At 72.0% G+C, this 16,231-nt stretch carries 15 protein-coding genes; 7 read left to right on the top strand and 8 right to left on the bottom strand.

Features of this window, described 5'->3' with window-relative positions; genetic code table 11:
* The first annotated feature begins 219 nt into the window (after nucleotides 1–219).
* Complete coding sequence (locus tag ABZ898_RS22705; RefSeq protein ID WP_361661762.1) at nucleotides 220–1,266, top strand: zinc-dependent alcohol dehydrogenase family protein; 1,047 nt, start codon at nucleotides 220–222, stop codon at nucleotides 1,264–1,266.
* Between the two features lie 41 nt (nucleotides 1,267–1,307).
* Here ABZ898_RS22705 and ABZ898_RS22700 read toward each other — a convergent pair whose 3' ends face one another.
* Complete coding sequence (locus tag ABZ898_RS22700) at nucleotides 1,308–2,693, bottom strand: CoA transferase (RefSeq protein WP_361661760.1); 1,386 nt, start codon at nucleotides 2,691–2,693, stop codon at nucleotides 1,308–1,310.
* A 101-nt stretch (nucleotides 2,694–2,794) separates the two neighbouring features.
* A complete protein-coding gene (locus ABZ898_RS22695; protein WP_361661757.1) occupies nucleotides 2,795–4,342 on the bottom strand; it encodes a S8 family serine peptidase in 1,548 nt (515 codons plus the stop codon).
* A 288-nt stretch (nucleotides 4,343–4,630) separates the two neighbouring features.
* Here ABZ898_RS22695 and ABZ898_RS22690 point away from each other — a divergent pair, with 288 nt between their 5' ends.
* From ABZ898_RS22690 to moaA, 3 genes are all read left to right on the top strand, one after another.
* Nucleotides 4,631–4,981 (top strand): DUF485 domain-containing protein, encoded by a 351-nt coding sequence (locus tag ABZ898_RS22690; RefSeq protein ID WP_361661754.1) that lies wholly within the window; start codon nucleotides 4,631–4,633, stop codon nucleotides 4,979–4,981.
* Complete coding sequence (locus ABZ898_RS22685) at nucleotides 4,978–6,621, top strand: cation acetate symporter (RefSeq protein WP_361661751.1); 1,644 nt, start codon at nucleotides 4,978–4,980, stop codon at nucleotides 6,619–6,621. Before ABZ898_RS22690 ends, ABZ898_RS22685 begins: the two co-directional genes overlap by 4 nt.
* A 183-nt stretch (nucleotides 6,622–6,804) precedes the next feature.
* Entirely contained in the window at nucleotides 6,805–7,794 is a 990-nt protein-coding gene (gene moaA, locus ABZ898_RS22680) for a GTP 3',8-cyclase MoaA (protein ID WP_361661748.1), read from the top strand.
* Here moaA and ABZ898_RS22675 read toward each other — a convergent pair.
* Nucleotides 7,777–7,995, bottom strand: a complete 219-nt coding sequence (locus ABZ898_RS22675; protein WP_361661745.1) for a hypothetical protein — start codon at nucleotides 7,993–7,995, stop codon at nucleotides 7,777–7,779. The two genes, moaA and ABZ898_RS22675, sit on opposite strands and share 18 nt — an antisense overlap.
* 208 nt (nucleotides 7,996–8,203) lie before the next feature.
* The gene (locus tag ABZ898_RS22670; protein ID WP_361661743.1) at nucleotides 8,204–8,596 is read right to left on the bottom strand and encodes a DUF3099 domain-containing protein; all 393 of its coding nucleotides are present in this window, start codon (nucleotides 8,594–8,596) and stop codon (nucleotides 8,204–8,206) included.
* Between the two features lie 249 nt (nucleotides 8,597–8,845).
* On the opposite strand from ABZ898_RS22670, the gene ABZ898_RS22665 reads away from it, so the two are divergent.
* On the top strand, nucleotides 8,846–9,139 hold the full coding sequence (locus ABZ898_RS22665; RefSeq protein WP_361662005.1) for a GlsB/YeaQ/YmgE family stress response membrane protein: 294 nt from the start codon (nucleotides 8,846–8,848) through the stop codon (nucleotides 9,137–9,139).
* A 61-nt stretch (nucleotides 9,140–9,200) separates the two neighbouring features.
* On the opposite strand, the gene tyrS is transcribed toward ABZ898_RS22665, so the two are convergent.
* The 4 genes from tyrS to hemC form a co-directional block, all read right to left on the bottom strand.
* Nucleotides 9,201–10,469 carry a tyrosine--tRNA ligase gene (gene tyrS / locus ABZ898_RS22660; RefSeq protein ID WP_361661740.1) on the bottom strand — a complete coding sequence of 423 codons (1,269 nt, stop codon included), beginning with the start codon at nucleotides 10,467–10,469 and terminating at the stop codon, nucleotides 9,201–9,203.
* 56 nt (nucleotides 10,470–10,525) lie between these two features.
* The gene (locus ABZ898_RS22655) at nucleotides 10,526–11,920 is read right to left on the bottom strand and encodes a metallopeptidase TldD-related protein (RefSeq protein WP_361661737.1); all 1,395 of its coding nucleotides are present in this window, start codon (nucleotides 11,918–11,920) and stop codon (nucleotides 10,526–10,528) included.
* On the bottom strand, nucleotides 11,917–13,440 hold the full coding sequence (locus ABZ898_RS22650) for a TldD/PmbA family protein (RefSeq protein ID WP_361661734.1): 1,524 nt from the start codon (nucleotides 13,438–13,440) through the stop codon (nucleotides 11,917–11,919). The genes ABZ898_RS22655 and ABZ898_RS22650 overlap by 4 nt, the downstream gene beginning before the upstream one ends.
* Nucleotides 13,441–13,502: 62 nt before the next feature.
* On the bottom strand, nucleotides 13,503–14,435 hold the full coding sequence (gene hemC, locus ABZ898_RS22645; RefSeq protein ID WP_361661731.1) for a hydroxymethylbilane synthase: 933 nt from the start codon (nucleotides 14,433–14,435) through the stop codon (nucleotides 13,503–13,505).
* Between the two features lie 250 nt (nucleotides 14,436–14,685).
* Here hemC and fabG point away from each other — a divergent pair, with 250 nt between their 5' ends.
* Nucleotides 14,686–15,390, top strand: a complete 705-nt coding sequence (gene fabG, locus ABZ898_RS22640; protein ID WP_361661728.1) for a 3-oxoacyl-[acyl-carrier-protein] reductase — start codon at nucleotides 14,686–14,688, stop codon at nucleotides 15,388–15,390.
* A 5-nt stretch (nucleotides 15,391–15,395) separates the two neighbouring features.
* On the top strand, nucleotides 15,396–16,163 hold the full coding sequence (fabI, locus tag ABZ898_RS22635; protein ID WP_361661725.1) for an enoyl-ACP reductase FabI: 768 nt from the start codon (nucleotides 15,396–15,398) through the stop codon (nucleotides 16,161–16,163).
* Nucleotides 16,164–16,231: the final 68 nt, after the last annotated feature.

The raw sequence follows: 16,231 nt of genomic DNA, 5'->3' as shown, positions 1-16,231 counted from the left end.
GGCCGACAGCCGGGCCGCCCAGGGGTTCACACCCCACCGTCGGGGTCCGCCCTCGCAAGCGTGTACGCCCTCAAGAGCCGTACGGGCGGACGCCCTTGAGGACATCCTGGCTGGTCCGCGGCCCCTCTCGGTGCGGACCGCCCCCGCGACGGCGTACCGTGTGATGCGCTCCGGACCTCTCCGGGCGCCCCCGTCTTCCGGTACGAGAAGGACCCCGCCATGCGCGCCACCACCATCCACGCCCCGTACGACATGCGTGTGGCGGACGTGCCCGAGCCGATCGTGCAGCTCCCCACCGACGCCGTCGTCCGCGTGCTGCGCGCCTGCATCTGCGGCAGCGACCTGTGGGCCTACCGGGGCGAGGCCGCCCGGCAGCCCGGACAGCGCATCGGGCACGAGTTCCTCGGTGTGGTGGAGGAGACCGGCTCCGAGGTCGGCACCCTGAAGCGCGGCGACCTCGTGGTCGCGCCGTTCATGTGGTCCGACGGCACCTGCGAGTACTGCCGCGAGGGCCTGACCACCTCCTGCGTGCACGGCGGCTTCTGGGGCTCCGTCGGCTACGACGGCGGCCAGGGCGAGGCCGTGCGCGTGCCGTTCGCCGACGGCACCCTGGTCAGGCTGCCGGGCGAGGCGGCCGCCGACGACCACCTGCTCACCGGTCTGCTCACCCTCTCCGACGTGCTCGGCACCGGCCACCACGCCGCCCTCGGCGCCGGAGTGCGCCCCGGCGCCACGGTCGCCGTCGTCGGCGACGGCGCGGTCGGCCTGTGCGCCGTGCTGGCCGCCAAGCGGCTCGGCGCCGAGCGGATCATCGCGCTCGGCCGCCACGAGGCACGCACCGACATCGCCCGCCGCTTCGGCGCCACCGACGTGGTCGCCGCGCGCGGCGAGGAGGCCGTCGCGGCCGTCCGCGAGCTGACCCGCGGCCAGGGCGCGCACGCCGTCGTCGAGGCGGTCGGCACCGAGCAGTCCATGAACACGGCCGTCAACATCACCCGCGACGGCGGCGCCATCGGCTTCGTCGGCGTCCCCCACGGCAGCGGCACCGGCCTGGACCTCAGCGTCATGTTCGACCGCAACATCGCGCTGCGCGGCGGTGTCGCCCCGGTCCGCTCCTACATCCCCGAGCTGCTGCCCGACGTCCTGGACGGCACCATCGACCCCTCCCCGGTGTTCGACATGACCGTCGGCATCGAGGGCGTCCCCGACGGCTACAAGGCGATGGACGAGCGCACCGCCCTGAAGGTCCTCGTCACCAACGACTGAGACCCCGCAGCGGGCCGGGCGGTCCGGAGACCGGGGCGCCCTCAGTTCCAGGCCGGCGCGCTCGACCCCAGCTTCACCGGCGGGGCGGCCCAGTCGGCCGGCCCGCCGGTGAACGACACCGGCGGCCGGGCGTACCGCAACCGCCCCAGCGGGCTGTCGCGTTCGGCCAGCCACGCGTCCGGGCCCTCGTAGTCCGGGCCGCCCTGGCGCGGGTCCTTCCCGGCCTCGTCGGTCAGCCAGCGCGCGGTCCGGGCGAGCGCGAGGCGCACCAGGCGCCCCTGCCCGTCGCGGGACCGCTCGACCAGCGCCCGCAGGACGCCCGCCGCCGTCAGATAGCCCGTCCCGTGGTCCAGCGCCTGCGCGGGCAGCGCGCCCGGCTCCATGGTCGAGCCCTCGGTCACCGCGATGCCGGTGGCGACCTGGACGAGGCTGTCGAAACCGCGCCGGCCGGCCCAGGGCCCGTACGCGCCCCAGGCCGAGATCTGGGCGACGACCAGGCCGGGGAACCGCTCGGCCAGTGCCTCGGGGGAGAGGCCGAAACGGTCGAGCGCGCCGGGGCGGTAGCCGGTGACGACCACGTCGGCCGAGGCCAGCAGCTCCTCCAGCACCGTTCCCTGAGCCGCGAGGTCGATGTCGGCGGACCGCTTCCCGAAGCCCGTGTCCGCGTGCTGGTCGGCCAGTTCGGGCAGCCCGGGCGCGTCCACGCGCAGCACGTCGGCGCCCAGCAGCGCGAGGGTGCGGGTGGCGACGGGGCCGGCCAGGACGCGGGTCAGGTCCAGGACGCGCAGCCCGGCGGCGGGCAGCAGGGGCGCGGACCCCTTGTCCAGGGGCGGGAGCGGGCGTGCCGCGACCTCGCCGACGGGGGAGCGCTCCACCAGCGGATGCCGGGCCACCTCGGCGCCCTGCGGGTGCGCCGCCCACTGTCCCGGGGTGCGCAGGGCCACCGCCAGGCCCCCGGCCGCGTACACCGCCTCCTCCGTCTCCAGGGCGGGACGGTCGAGGAGGAGCCGCTCCACCTCTTCTGGGGTGGCGCTGTCGGGGAGCCCCAGCGCGGCGAGCAGGCGGCCGCGGTGGTGCGGGTAGTTGGCGTGGGTGCGCACCCAGCCGTACTCCGCCCGCCACCAGCGCGACAGCGGGGCGAAGTTGACCGGGGCGCGGCCGTCGATCCGGACCACCCGCTCGCTGTGGAAGGCGGTGACGGCCGCGCCGTCGTCCACCACGGCCCGCGGCACGGTGCCGAGCCCGGCGCGCAGCGCGCCCAGTTCGGCGGCGGCCAGCGCGCACGTACCCACGCACGCACGCGCCAGCCGCTGCGCGGGGAGGCGGGCGATCATCGCCCCCGGACGCTCGACGGCGACCAGCCGGGCGAGCAGCTCGCGATCGCCGCCGAGCGCGATCCAGGCGGACTTGATCATCTGATCGATCATGGCCGCACTATGCATCAGCCGACCCGGCCCCACAAGGAAGCGGCCGCCCGCCGGGAGCCGTGCCCGGCGGACGGCCGGTGATCGCCGGTCGCGGGCCGACCCTAGTGGGTGACCGCCTTCAGCGCGTCCGCGATCCCCCAGCCGTAGAACCCGTTGCGGTTCTTCGTGCCCTCGCAGACCGCGTCGACCTTGCCGTCACCGTCGAGGTCGTACGGGTCGGTGCACGGTGTGGCGGTGGCCTCCGCGTACAGCAGCGCCTTGACCGCCGCGGCGGTGGCGTGCGGGTGGGCCGACTTGATCAGCGCGGCGACACCCGCGACGTGCGGCGAGGCCATCGACGTACCGGCCATGTAGCCCCACTTGCCGCCCGGCAGCGGGCCCAGGATGAGGCCGCTGGTCGCCGGAGGGGCCGGGGTCTGCAGGGCGGTGGAGTCGCCGCCGGGGGCCGCGATGTCGATGGTGCCCAGACCGTAGTTGGAGAACGACGACTTCACCCCCTTGGCGCCGGTCGCCGCGACGGTCACCACACCCGGGAGCTGCGTGGGTATGTCGAAGCACTCGCGCGGGTCGACCGTGCGGTCCGAGGGGGTGCCGTCGTTCGGGGAGGACGAGTCGGTGATCGAGTCGGCGGCGAAGTCGTAGTTCTCGTTGCCGGCCGCCGCGACGTTGACCGCGCCCTTGCCCTCCGCGTACCGCGTCGCCCGGGTGATGGCGTCCACCAGGGCCTTCTGGTCCGGGTCACCCGTGCAGTTGAAGTACCACGGGTCGGTGTAATAGCTGTTGTTGGTCACGTCCACGTGGTGCTCGGCCGCCCACACGAAGCCGCAGACCACGGCCTCGGTGTAGAAGTAGCCGTCCGGGTTGGACACCTTGATGCCCGCGACCTTCACGCCCGGCGCCACGCCCGTGATGCCGACGCCGTTCTTGGCGCCCGCGATCTCGCCCGCCACGTGCGTGCCGTGCGGGGACTCCGCGGCGCTCGGCCGCCAGGCGCCGTCCGCCGTGTCCGCCTTGCCGGAGACGCAGTTCACGGAGGCGGCCCGGTCGAAGTTGGGCGCGATGTCCGGGTGGGTGTCGTCCACGCCGGTGTCGATGACGGCGACCGTCACCTTCTTGCTGCCGAGCGTCTTCTCGTGCGCCTTGTCGGCCTTGATCGCGGGCAGGTCCCACTGCAGGGACTCCAGCGGGTCCTGCCCGGCGGCCGCCTTCGCCTCCGCCTTCGACACCTCCGCCAGGGTCAGCGGCTTCGGGGTGCCCACGTCGGTGGTGGACTGCGCGGGCAGCGGGGCGTTCCGGGTGGCACCGGCCGACGAGACACCGGACACCCGCCGGATCGACTTGGCGAAGTCCGGGTTCGCGGAGTGGACTACGATCACGCCGATACGGTCATAACTGGCCACGACGGTGCCGCCATTGCGCCCGATCGCGCGTCGCACCGACTCGATCGTGCGATGGTCCGTTCTCGTGTTGACCACGTACGACAGCGCCGGGCCGTCGTAGGCCGTGCCGGAACCCTCCGCCGCCGCCGTCGTCCCTGCCGTGGACGGGGCCGCCGAGGCCGCGGTCGGCAGGAAGCCGAGAGAGGCGGTCAGCGACAGCACGACCGGGACGGCCGGAGCGAACCGGCGCCGGGAGCGCAGATGAGCCATGGGATCTCCACATCATCCGGAAACGAAACCGCCCGAGGCACGGGTGGCGCTCGGGCAGGTACATGACGGGTGGAACAAGGTGAAGCTATCCCGGCGGCACGGATCTCCGAAAGGGCCGGGCCCGCGTGAACCGGCACACGCGCCGGGCCGTGTGCGTCAACGAGGGGGCGCGGCCGGATCGCGCCCCCCGGTGGATCACAACGGGGAGTCACGCGTTGACTCCCGGTAACGTGATCTCCGTTCCAGTGAGGTCGGCAACCGCCCGTCCGTGACGCGAGGAGACCTTAAGTGGCGACCGAGACACCGCCCCCCGCGAAGCACCCACTTCCTTCCCCGGAGGAGTTCACCGAGGCGCAGGCGAGCGCGGAGTTCGGTGAACTGCGCCGCGCGAACCGCTCGTTCACCTTCCCCCTGACGATCGCCTTCATCGCCTGGTACCTGCTCTACGTGCTGCTCTCCTGCTACGCGGGCGACTTCATGGGGACCGAGGTCGCGGGCAACATCAACGTGGCCCTCGTGCTGGGCCTCGCCCAGTTCCTCACCACGTTCCTCATCGCCTGGTGGTACGCGCGGCACGCCGCCGCCAAGCTCGACCCCAAGGCCGAGGCCATCAAGTCCCGGATGGAGGGCGGCGCATGATTTCCGCTCAGCACACCGTCACCGCCCAGCGCACCCTGCTCGCGGCCGGCGAGGCCAGCGAGCACAGAGGTCTGATCATCTCCCTGTTCGCGGTGTTCGTCGCCGCGACCCTCGTCATCACCGTCTGGGCGGGCCGCCAGACCAAGGACGCCGCCGACTTCTACGCGGGCGGCCGCCAGTTCACCGGCTTCCAGAACGGCCTGGCCGTCTCCGGCGACTACATGTCCGCCGCGTCCTTCCTCGGCATCGCCGGCGCCATCGCGCTCTTCGGATACGACGGCTTCCTGTACTCCATCGGCTTCCTGGTCGCCTGGCTCGTCGCCCTGCTCCTGGTCGCCGAGCCGCTGCGCAACTCCGGCCGCTACACCATGGGCGACGTGCTGGCCTACCGGATGCGCCAGCGCCCGGTGCGCACCGCCGCGGGCACCTCCACCATCGTGGTGTCGATCTTCTACCTGCTCGCGCAGATGGCGGGCGCCGGTGTCCTGGTCTCCCTGCTGCTCGGCATCACCAGCGACAGCGGCAAGATCGGCATCGTCGCCCTGGTCGGCGTCCTCATGATCGTGTACGTCACCATCGGCGGCATGAAGGGCACCACCTGGGTCCAGATGGTCAAGGCCGTGCTGCTCATCGTCGGCGCCCTGCTGCTGACCTTCCTGGTGCTGCTCAAGTTCGACTTCAACATCTCGGACCTGCTCGGCTCGGCCGCCGGCAACAGCGGCAAGGGCCAGGCGTTCCTGGAGCCCGGCCTGAAGTACGGCGCCACCGGCACCACCAAGCTGGACTTCATCTCCCTCGGCATCGCCCTGGTCCTCGGCACGGCGGGCCTGCCGCACATCCTGATCCGCTTCTACACCGTCCCCACCGCCAAGGCGGCCCGCAAGTCGGTCATCTGGGCCATCGGCCTGATCGGCGCCTTCTACCTGATGACCCTCGCCCTCGGCTTCGGCGCCGCCGCGCTGATCAAGCCGGACGAGATCATCGCCTCCAACAAGGCGGGCAACACCGCCGCGCCCCTGCTCGCCCTGCACCTCGGCGGCGTGGACTCCAACTGGGGCGCCATCCTGCTGGCCAGCATCTCCGCCGTCGCCTTCGCCACGATCCTCGCGGTCGTCGCCGGCCTCACCCTGGCCTCCTCCTCGTCCTTCGCCCACGACATCTACGCCAACGTCATCAAGAAGGGCCAGGCCACCGAGAAGCAGGAACTGGGCGCCGCCCGCTACGCCACCGTCGGCATCGGCGCCGTCTCCATCGTGCTCGGCGCCCTCGCCCGCGACCTCAACGTGGCCGGACTCGTGGCGCTGGCCTTCGCGGTCGCCGCCTCGGCCAACCTGCCGACCATCCTCTACAGCCTGTTCTGGAAGCGGTTCACCACCTCCGGCGCCCTGTGGTCGATCTACGGCGGCCTGGTCACCGCGGTCGGCCTCGTGCTGTTCTCCCCGGTCGTCTCCGGCAAGCCCACCTCGATGTTCCCCGACATCGACTTCCACTGGTTCCCGCTGGAGAACCCCGGCATCATCTCGATCCCGGTCGGCTTCCTGCTGGGCGCGGTCGGCACCCTGCTCTCCAAGGAGGTCCCGGACGCGGAGAAGTACGCCGAGCTGGAGGTACGGTCCCTGACCGGCACCGGAGCGCACTGACCGCACCGGGCGCACACCCCCCGACGGCATGCCACGGCCGCGCCGCGCGGGCACCCCGCCCGCGCGGCGCGGCCGTGTCCGCGTGCGCGGGGGCGGGGCGAGCGGCTGTCGATGTCCGAGGTGTCGCGTAGGCTCGCAGGTGACAGGGAAAAAGAGGTCCGGAGAACGAGGGAGGGGGCCCACGTGCTCATCGACACCTACGGCCGGGTGGCCACCGACCTGAGGGTCTCGCTGACCGACCGGTGCAACCTCCGCTGCACCTACTGCATGCCCGAAGAGGGCCTGCAATGGCTGGCCAAGCCCGACCTGCTCACGGACGACGAGATCGTCCGCCTCATCGACCTCGCCGTGCGTCTGCTCGGCATCGAGGAGGTCCGCTTCACCGGCGGCGAGCCCCTGCTCCGCCCCGGGATCGTCGGCATCGTCGAGCGCGTCGCGGCCCTGACCCCGCGCCCGCAGATGTCCATCACCACCAACGGCATCGGTCTCAAGCGCACTGCCGCCGCCCTGAAGCAGGCGGGCCTGGACCGGGTCAACGTCTCGCTGGACACCCTGCGCCCCGAGGTCTTCAAGACCCTCACCCGGCGCAACCGCCACCAGGACGTGCTGGACGGCCTGGAGGCCGCCGCCGACGCCGGCCTCACCCCGGTCAAGGTCAATGCGGTGCTGATGCCGGGCCTGAACGCGGACGAGGCCCCCGACCTGCTGGCCTGGGCCCTGGAACACGCCTACGAACTGCGGTTCATCGAGCAGATGCCGCTCGACGCCCAGCACGGCTGGAAGCGCGAGGGCATGGTCACCGCCCAGGACATCCTGGCCTCCCTGCGCACCCGCTTCGACCTCACCGACGAGGGCGCGGGCGAGCGCGGTTCGGCCCCGGCCGAACGCTGGCTGGTCGACGGCGGCCCGCAGCGGGTCGGCGTGATCGCCTCGGTGACCCGCCCGTTCTGCGCGGCCTGCGACCGCACCCGGCTCACCGCCGACGGACAGATCAGGACCTGCCTGTTCGCCACCGAGGAGACCGACCTGCGGGCCCTGCTGCGCTCCGGCGCGCCGGACGAGGAGATCGCCGACCGGTGGCGCACCGCGATGTGGGGCAAGAAGGCGGGCGCGGGCCTCGACGACCCGTCCTTCGTCCAGCCCGACCGCCCGATGTCAGCGATCGGCGGCTGACTCCTCCCACTCCCGGAGCGGGACGACGTCCTTCAGGAACCCCCGCACCGAGAGGAACTGCGACAGATGCTCGCGGTGCTCCTCGCAGGCGATCCAGGTCTTGCGTCGCTCAGGGGTGTGGATCTTCGGGTTGTTCCACGCCAGCACCCACACGGCGTCGGAACGGCAGCCCTTGGCGGAACAGATCGGTGTATCGCTCACAGAGTGATTCTCACAGAAAACAAAGCGACGCCGAGCAGCCACGGGGGGAGCTGCCCGGCGTCGGTCTGTCGCTCCGACGGGGGATGCGGAGCGCGTACGCAGTATGTCACGCAGGACTGGCCGACCGGCACAGGAACAGCATGATTGATCTGAGCTTTTCCTGAGCTTGGCGGGAAGTCGTCTTCCGCTTTTCCGCCCCGCACGCTGCTCAGGCTCGGCCGGAACCCTCACCGCGCGACTCCGCCCCGGGCTCCGCCGAGTTCTGCCGAGGGCCGGATTCCGCCCGCGCCCCGGATTCCCCGGCCGGCGGCGCCGTGAGCATCGGCTTGGACGGCATGACGACGAAGGTCGACGGCAGCGACGGAGGCCGCTCCCGGCCCGCGTTGGCGATCACCACGGCGACGTACGGCAGCAGGGCGCCCAGCACCAGCGCCACGATGGCGACGTACCGCTCGACGTTCCACAGGGAGGCGGCCAGGATCACCGACAGCGTACGGATGGCCATCGAGATGACGTACCGCCGCTGCCGGCCCCGCACGTCCTCGGCGAGTCCGGTCCGGGCGCCGGTGATCCGGAAGATCTCGCCACGCTGCTTGCCCATCAGTCCACCATCCGCCCGCATGGGACCGTCCCCGGCCCGAAGCCGCGTCCCTCGGCCCGTCCGGGAACCCGGACCGGGACACTTCCCCCACGGTACGCCGCCCGGGCACCGCACTCGATGGCGGGGCGCCCGCCCGGCCTGCCGGAACGTCCGCCGAACGGGTGCGCCCGGCGTGCGCCGCGCCCCGAGCGTGCCGAGACTGGCCGGGACGAGCGGGACGAGCGCATCGAGCCGGACGAGGAGGCCGCCATGGGCTGGCTGTGGGCGATCATCGTGGGATTCGTGCTGGGTCTGCTCGCCAAGGCGATCATTCCCGGCAAGCAGCACAGCCCGCTGTGGCTGACCACCATCTGCGGCATCCTGGGCGCCCTCGTGGGCAACGCCATCGCGCGCGGTCTCGGGGTCGCCGAGACCCGCGGCATCGACTGGAGCAGGCACATCTTCCAGCTCGTCGCCGCGATCATCATCGTGTTCTTCGTCGACATGCTCTACATGGCGACGCTCGGCAAGCGCAAGCGGCGCAAGGCCGAGGAACGGATCTGACCGGGCGGGCACGGCGAAAGGGCGGCCTCCCCGCGAGGGGAAGGCCGCCCTTCGTGCCGTCTCAGGCCCCGGTGACCTCGACCGCGGCCAGGTTCTTCTTGCCCCGGCGCAGCACCAGCCAGCGGCCGTGCAGCAGATCCCCGGCGGCCGGTACGGCGTCCTCGGCGGCGACCTTGACGTTGTTCACGTAGGCACCGCCCTCCTTCACCGTGCGGCGCGCGGCCGACTTGCTGGCCACCAGACCCACCTCGGCGAGCAGGTCCACCACCGGGCCCGGCTCCGCGACCTGGATGTGCGGCAGCTCCGACAGCGCGGCCGCGAGCGTGCGCTCGTCCAGCTCCGACAGCTCGCCCTGGCCGAACAGCGCCTTGGACGCGGCGACCACGGCGGCGGTCTGCTCCGCGCCGTGCACCAGCGTCGTCAGCTCCTCCGCGAGCGCGCGCTGCGCGGCACGGGCCTGCGGGCGCTCCTCGGTCAGCCGCTCCAGCTCCTCGATCTCCTCGCGGGACCTGAAGCTGAAGATCCGCAGGAACTTGGAGACGTCCCGGTCGTCCGCGTTCAGCCAGAACTGGTAGAAGGCGTACGGCGTGGTCATCTCCGCGTCCAGCCAGACCGTGCCGGACTCGGTCTTGCCGAACTTGGTGCCGTCCGCCTTGGTGATCAGCGGGGTGCCCAGCGCGTGGACGACGGCGTCCGGCTCGGTCCGGTGGATCAGGTCGGTGCCCGAGGTGAGGTTGCCCCACTGGTCGCTGCCGCCGGTCTGGAGCGTGCAGCCGTACCGCCGGTACAGCTCCAGGAAGTCCATGCCCTGCAGGATCTGGTAACTGAACTCGGTGTAGCTGATGCCCGCGTCGGAGTTCAGCCGCCGGGAGACGGCCTCCTTGGCGATCATCTTGTTGACCCGGAAGTGCTTGCCGATGTCCCGCAGGAACTCGATGGCCGACATCCCCTGGGTCCAGTCCAGGTTGTTGACCATCACGGCCGCGTTCGGGCCCTCGAAGTCCAGCAGCGGCTGGATCTGCGCGCGCAGCCGCTCCACCCACTGGCCGACGATCTCCGGCGCGTTCAGCGTGCGCTCGGCGGTGGGCTTGGGGTCACCGATCAGACCGGTGGCACCCCCGACCAGGCCCAGCGGGCGGTGGCCGGCGTTCTGGATGCGGCGCATGGTCAGGATCTGGACCAGGTTGCCGAGGTGCAGGCTGGGCGCGGTCGGGTCGAAGCCGCAATAGAACGTGACAGGACCGTCCGCGAACGCCTTGCGCAGTGCGTCCTCGTCGGTGGAGAGGGCGATCAGCCCACGCCACTTCAGTTCGTCGACGATGTCCGTCACGGTTCTCGTGTCTCCTAGATGATCTTCCGGCGGTCGGACGACAGCCGAGTACGAGGTTATACGCCCTGGCTGACAGAGCTCATATTGAATTCCGGGACGCGGAGAGCGGGCATCGCCGCCCGCGTGAACCAGTCGCTCCACTCGCGGGGCAGCGTCTGCTCGGTGCGGCCCGCCTCGGTGGCCCGGCCCAGCACACCGACCGGCGACTCGTTGAACCGGAAGTTGTTCACCTGGCCGGTCACCTCGCCGTTCTCCACGAGGTAGACGCCGTCGCGGGTGAGCCCCGTGAGCAGCAGGGTCGCCGGGTCGACCTCGCGGATGTACCAGAGGCAGGTCAGCAGCAGCCCGCGCTCGGTGCCCGCGACCATCTCCGCGAGCGAGCGGTGGCCGCCGCCGTCCAGGATCAGGTTGTCCAGCGCCGGGGCGAGCGGCAGACCGGTCAGGGCCGCGCTGTGCCGGGTGGTGGTGAGGTGGTCGAGCACCCCGTCCTTGATCCAGTCGGTGGCGCGTACAGGCAGCCCGTTGTCGAACACCGAGCGGTCGCCGCCGGAGGAGTGCGCCACCACGAACGGCGCGCAGCCGATGCCCGGCTCGTCCGGGTCGCTGCGCAGGGTCAGCGGCAGCTCGCTCAGCCGCTCGCCGGAGCGGGTGCCGCCGCCCGGCCGGGAGAACACCGTGCGGCCCTCGGCGGCGTCCCGGCCCGAGGCCGACCACAGCTGGTAGATCAGCAGGTCCGCCACCGCGGACGGCGGCAGCAGCGTCTCGTACCGCCCGGCGGGCAGCTCCACCCGGCGCTCCGCCCAGCCGAGGCGCTCGGCCAGCTCGTCGTCCAGGGCGCCAGGGTCGACGTCCTTGAAGTCGCGGGTGGAACGGCCGGCCCAGGCCGAGCGGGTGTGGTCGGGGGACTTGGCGTTCAGCTCCAGGGTGCCGGTCGGCTGGTCGTGCCTCAGGCGCAGGCCGGCGGAGGTGCCCAGGTAGGTGGAGACCGTCGCGTGGCTGGCGAAGCCGTACAGCTCGCGGCCCCCGGCCCGGGCGCGGGCGAACGCCTCGCCGAGCGCCGGGGCGAAGTCCGTGAACACCGCCGAGGAGGTCTCGGCGGGCGCGTCGCGGAAGTCCGGGGACTCCGGCACCCCGGTGACCAGCGGCTGGGCGTCCTCGGCGGGCCCGGCCGCGCGCGCGGCGGCCTCGGCGGCCCGTACCAGCGGCTCCAGCTCGGCCGAGGTGACCGCCGACCGCGACACCACGCCGGAGGCGGTGCCCTGCTGCCCGTCCACGGTGGCGATCACGGTGAGGGTACGGCCGCGGGTCACCCCGTTGGTGGTGAGCGCGTTGCCCGCCCAGCGCAGGTTGGCGCTCGACTCCTCGTCCGCGATGACGACACAGCCGTCGGACCGGGACAGCGCGAGGGCCTGCTCGACGATCTCGTACGGCTTGCTGCTCCGCGCGCTCATCGCCCGGCCTCCTGAGTGGTGTTGAGGATGTTGACGCCCCGGAACAGGGCGGAGGGGCAGCCGTGGGAGACGGCGGCGACCTGGCCGGGCTGGGCCTTGCCGCAGTTGAAGGCGCCGCCGAGCACATAGGTGCCCGGACCGCCGACGGCGGCCATCGAGCCCCAGAAGTCGGTGGTGTTGGCCTGGTAGGCGACGTCCCTGAGCTGCCCGGTGATCCGCCCGTTCTCGATCCGGAAGAAGCGCTGACCGGTGAACTGGAAGTTGTAGCGCTGCATGTCGATCGACCAGGACCGGTCCCCGACCACGTAGATGCCCCGGTCGACGCCCCCGATCAGCCCCTCCGTCGACAGTCCGGCGGGGTCCGGCCGCAGCGAGACGTTGGCCATGCGCTGGACCGGGACATGGCCGGGGGAGTCGGCGAAGGCGCAGCCGTTGGAGCGGTCGAAGCCGGTCAACTTGGCGATGCGACGGTCGAGTTGGTAACCGGTGAGGGTGCCGTCCCTCACCAGGTCCCAGGACTGCGCGGCCACCCCCTCGTCGTCGTACCCGATGGTGGCCAGGCCGTGTTCGGCGGTGCGGTCGCCGGTGACGTTCATCAGCTCGGAGCCGTACCTGAGCTTGCCGAGCTGGTCGAAGGTGGCGAACGAGGTACCGGCGTACGCCGCCTCGTAGCCGAGGGCGCGGTCCAGCTCGGTGGCGTGGCCGACGGACTCGTGGATGGTCAGCCACAGGTTGGAGGGGTCCACGACCAGGTCGTACAGCCCCGGCTCCACGCTCGGGGCGCGCATCTTCTCGGCCAGCAGCTCGGGGATCTGTTCGAGCTCGGTGTCCCAGTCCCAGCCGGTGCCGGTCAGGTACTCCCAGCCGCGGCCGGTGGGCGGGGCGAGGGTGCGCATCGAATCGAACTCGCCGCTGGAGTCGTCCACCGAGACGGCCGTCAGCTCGGGGTGCAGACGGACGCGCTGCTGGGTGGTGACCGTCCCGGCGGTGTCCGCGTAGAACTTGTTCTCGTGCACGGTCGTCAGCGAGGCGTCCACGTGGTCGACGCCCTGCGCGGAGAGCAGCCGCCCGCTCCAGTCCGCCAGCAGCGCGGACTTCTCCTCGTCCGGCACGGTGAAGGGGTCGATCTCGTACGAGGAGATCCACGTCCGGTCGGCGTGCACGGGCTCGTCGGCCAGCTCGACCAGCTCCGCCGACCCGGCTGCCTTGATCACCTGCGCGGACAGCTTGGCCATCGCCACGGCCTGCGAGGCGACCTTGGCCGCGCCGCCCATGGTCAAGTCCACCCCCGAGGCGAACCCCCAGCTCCCCCCGTGCACGACCCTGACCGCGTACCCCAGGTCGGTGGTGTCCGAGGACCCGGCCGGCCGCCCGTCCCGCACTCGCCAGGAGGCACTGCGCACCCGCTCCAGCCGGAAGTCGGCGTGCTCGGCCCCCAGGGCCCGCGCCCGCGCCAGCGCGGCGTCGGCGAGGGGCCGCAGGGGCAGCTCCAGGAAGGAGGGATCGATGTGTCGGGCCACGGGTGGGTTCCTCCTGGACGCGGTGGGGTGCACAGGAGGATACGTCGCCTCGCGGGCCGCTCTCAGTGAGCGATGCCGTCGATCAGCTCCCGCGCGCCCTGGCGGAGCAGGGCGACGGCGACGGACGTGCCCAGCGTGGCCGGGTCGAGGCGCCCGGCCCACTCGTGCGCCTGCAGGACGGTCTTGCCGTCGGGCGTGAACACGGCCGCGCGCAGCGAGAGTTCACCGGAGCGCTCGGTGCGGGCGTACCCGGCGATCGGGGAGTTGCAGTGGCCCTGGAGGACGTGCAGGAGCATCCGCTCGGCGGTGGTCTCCCGGTGGGTGGCCGGGTCGCCCAGGCCGCTGACGACGTCGATCGTGCCCGTGTCGTCCTCCCGGCACTGGAGGGCGAGGACGCCCGCGCCGATCGGCGGGAGCATCGTCTCCAGGTCCAGGATCTCGGTGGCCGCGTCCATCCGCCCGATCCGCTCCAGCCCGGACACGGCCAGGATCAGCGCGTCCGCCTCACCGGCCGCCATCTTCTCCAGCCGCCTGTTCGCGTTGCCCCGGACGGGCACGCAGTCCAGGTGCGGATGGGACGCGGCGAGCTGTGCGGCGCGGCGCACCGAGGAGGTGCCGATCCGGGTGCCCGCCGGGAGCTCGTCGAGGGTGCGGCCCCGCGGATCGACCAGGGCGTCCCGGATGTCGTCGCGCGCGAGGTACGCCGCGAAGAGGGTGCCGGCCGGGATGGGGCGGTCGCCGGGCACGTCCTTCAGGCAGTGCACGGCGAGGTCGGCGTCGCCCCGCAGCAGCGCGGCATCCACCTCCTTGGTGAACGCGCCCTTGCCCTCGACCGCCGCGAGGTCTCCCATCCACCGGTCACCGGTGGTCGTCACGGGCAGGACCTCGGTCCGCAGGTGGGGGTGGAGTACGGCCAACTCGGCCCGCACGCGCTCCACTTGGGCGAGCGCCATGGGGGAGTTGCGGGATACGACACGCATCAGATCACCGGGCATGGGGGCACGATACGGGGGCGGACGCGGAACCACGGCCCCGGCCCGGGGGTCCGGCGGGCCGAGCGCACCACCGGCGAGTCCGGTTCTGTAGGAATCCGACAGGAGCAGGGATGTGTCACTGTCGGTGCCCGATTGTCCGTGGTCGTGGCCGGACCGATAGGTTTTCGGGGAAGCCGCCTGTCCCGCCTCTCACCCAGGTGACCGGGCGGATTGTCGGAACGCTGCAGACCGCTAACGAAAGGGTGATCCGTTGAGCCGCTCGGTTCTCGTCACCGGAGGCAACCGGGGCATCGGCCTCGCCATCGCCCGCGCTTTCGCCGACGCCGGCGACAAGGTCGCCATCACGTACCGCTCGGGCGAGCCGCCGGCCGGCTTCCTGGCCGTCAAGTGCGACATCACCGACGCCGAGCAGGTGGAGCAGGCGTACAAGGAGATCGAGGAGCGGCACGGCCCCGTCGAGGTCCTGATCGCCAACGCGGGCGTCACCAAGGACCAGCTTCTGATGCGCATGTCCGAGGAGGACTTCACCTCGGTCATCGACACCAACCTCACCGGCACCTTCCGTGTGGTCAAGCGCGCCAACCGCGGCATGCTGCGGGCCAAGAAGGGCCGCGTCGTCCTGATCTCCTCGGTCGTCGGTCTGCTCGGCTCGGCGGGGCAGGCGAACTACGCCGCCTCCAAGGCCGCGCTCGTCGGCTTCGCGCGCTCCCTCGCCCGTGAGCTGGGCTCGCGCAACATCACCTTCAACGTCGTCGCCCCCGGTTTCGTCGACACCGACATGACCAAGGCGCTCACCGACGAGCAGCGCGCGGGCATCGTGTCGCAGGTGCCGCTCGGCCGCTACGCGCAGCCCGAGGAGGTCGCCGCGACGGTGCGGTTCCTCGCCTCGGACGACGCCTCGTACATCACTGGAGCCGTCATCCCCGTTGACGGCGGACTGGGAATGGGTCACTGAACACCATGAGCGGAATTCTCGAGGGCAAGCGCATCCTGGTCACGGGTGTGCTGATGGAGTCCTCCATCGCCTTCCACGTCGCCAAGCTCGCCCAGGAGCAGGGCGCCGAGATCATCCTGACCGCGTTCCCGCGGCCCACGCTGACCGAGCGCATCGCCAAGAAGCTGCCGAAGCCGGCCAAGGTGATCGAGCTGGACGTCACCAACGAGGAGCACCTCGCGCGCCTGGCCGACATCGTCGGCGAGGAGCTGGGCGGCCTCGACGGCATCGTCCACTCCATCGGCTTCGCCCCGCAGGACGCCCTCGGCGGCAACTTCCTGAACACGCCGTTCGAGTCGGTCTCCACCGCCATGCACGTCTCGGCGTTCTCGCTGAAGGCGCTCACCATGGCGTGCCTGCCGCTGATGCAGAACGGCGGCTCCGTCGTCGGCCTCACCTTCGACGCGCAGTACGCCTGGCCGCAGTACGACTGGATGGGCCCGGCCAAGGCCGCCCTGGAGGCCACCAGCCGCTACATGGCGCGTGACCTGGGCAAGCAGAACATCCGCTGCAACCTCATCTCCGCGGGCCCGATCGGCTCCATGGCCGCGAAGTCCATCCCGGGCTTCTCCGACCTGGCGGCCGTGTGGGACTCCCGCTCCCCGCTGGAGTGGGACCTGAAGGACCCGGAGCCGGCCGGCAAGGGCGTCGTCGCCCTGCTGAGCGACTGGTTCCCGAAGACCACCGGCGAGATCATCCACGTCGACGGCGGCCTGCACGCGATCGGCGCCTGAACGGCACCGCCCACCGCCCGAAACGGCACGGCACGCACGAGGCCCGCACCCCAGAGGGGGTGCGGGCC

Source organism: Streptomyces sp. NPDC046860 (genome assembly GCF_040645115.1).
Taxonomy (GTDB): domain Bacteria; phylum Actinomycetota; class Actinomycetes; order Streptomycetales; family Streptomycetaceae; genus Streptomyces.
This window is presented reverse-complemented; position numbering and strand designations above follow the sequence as displayed.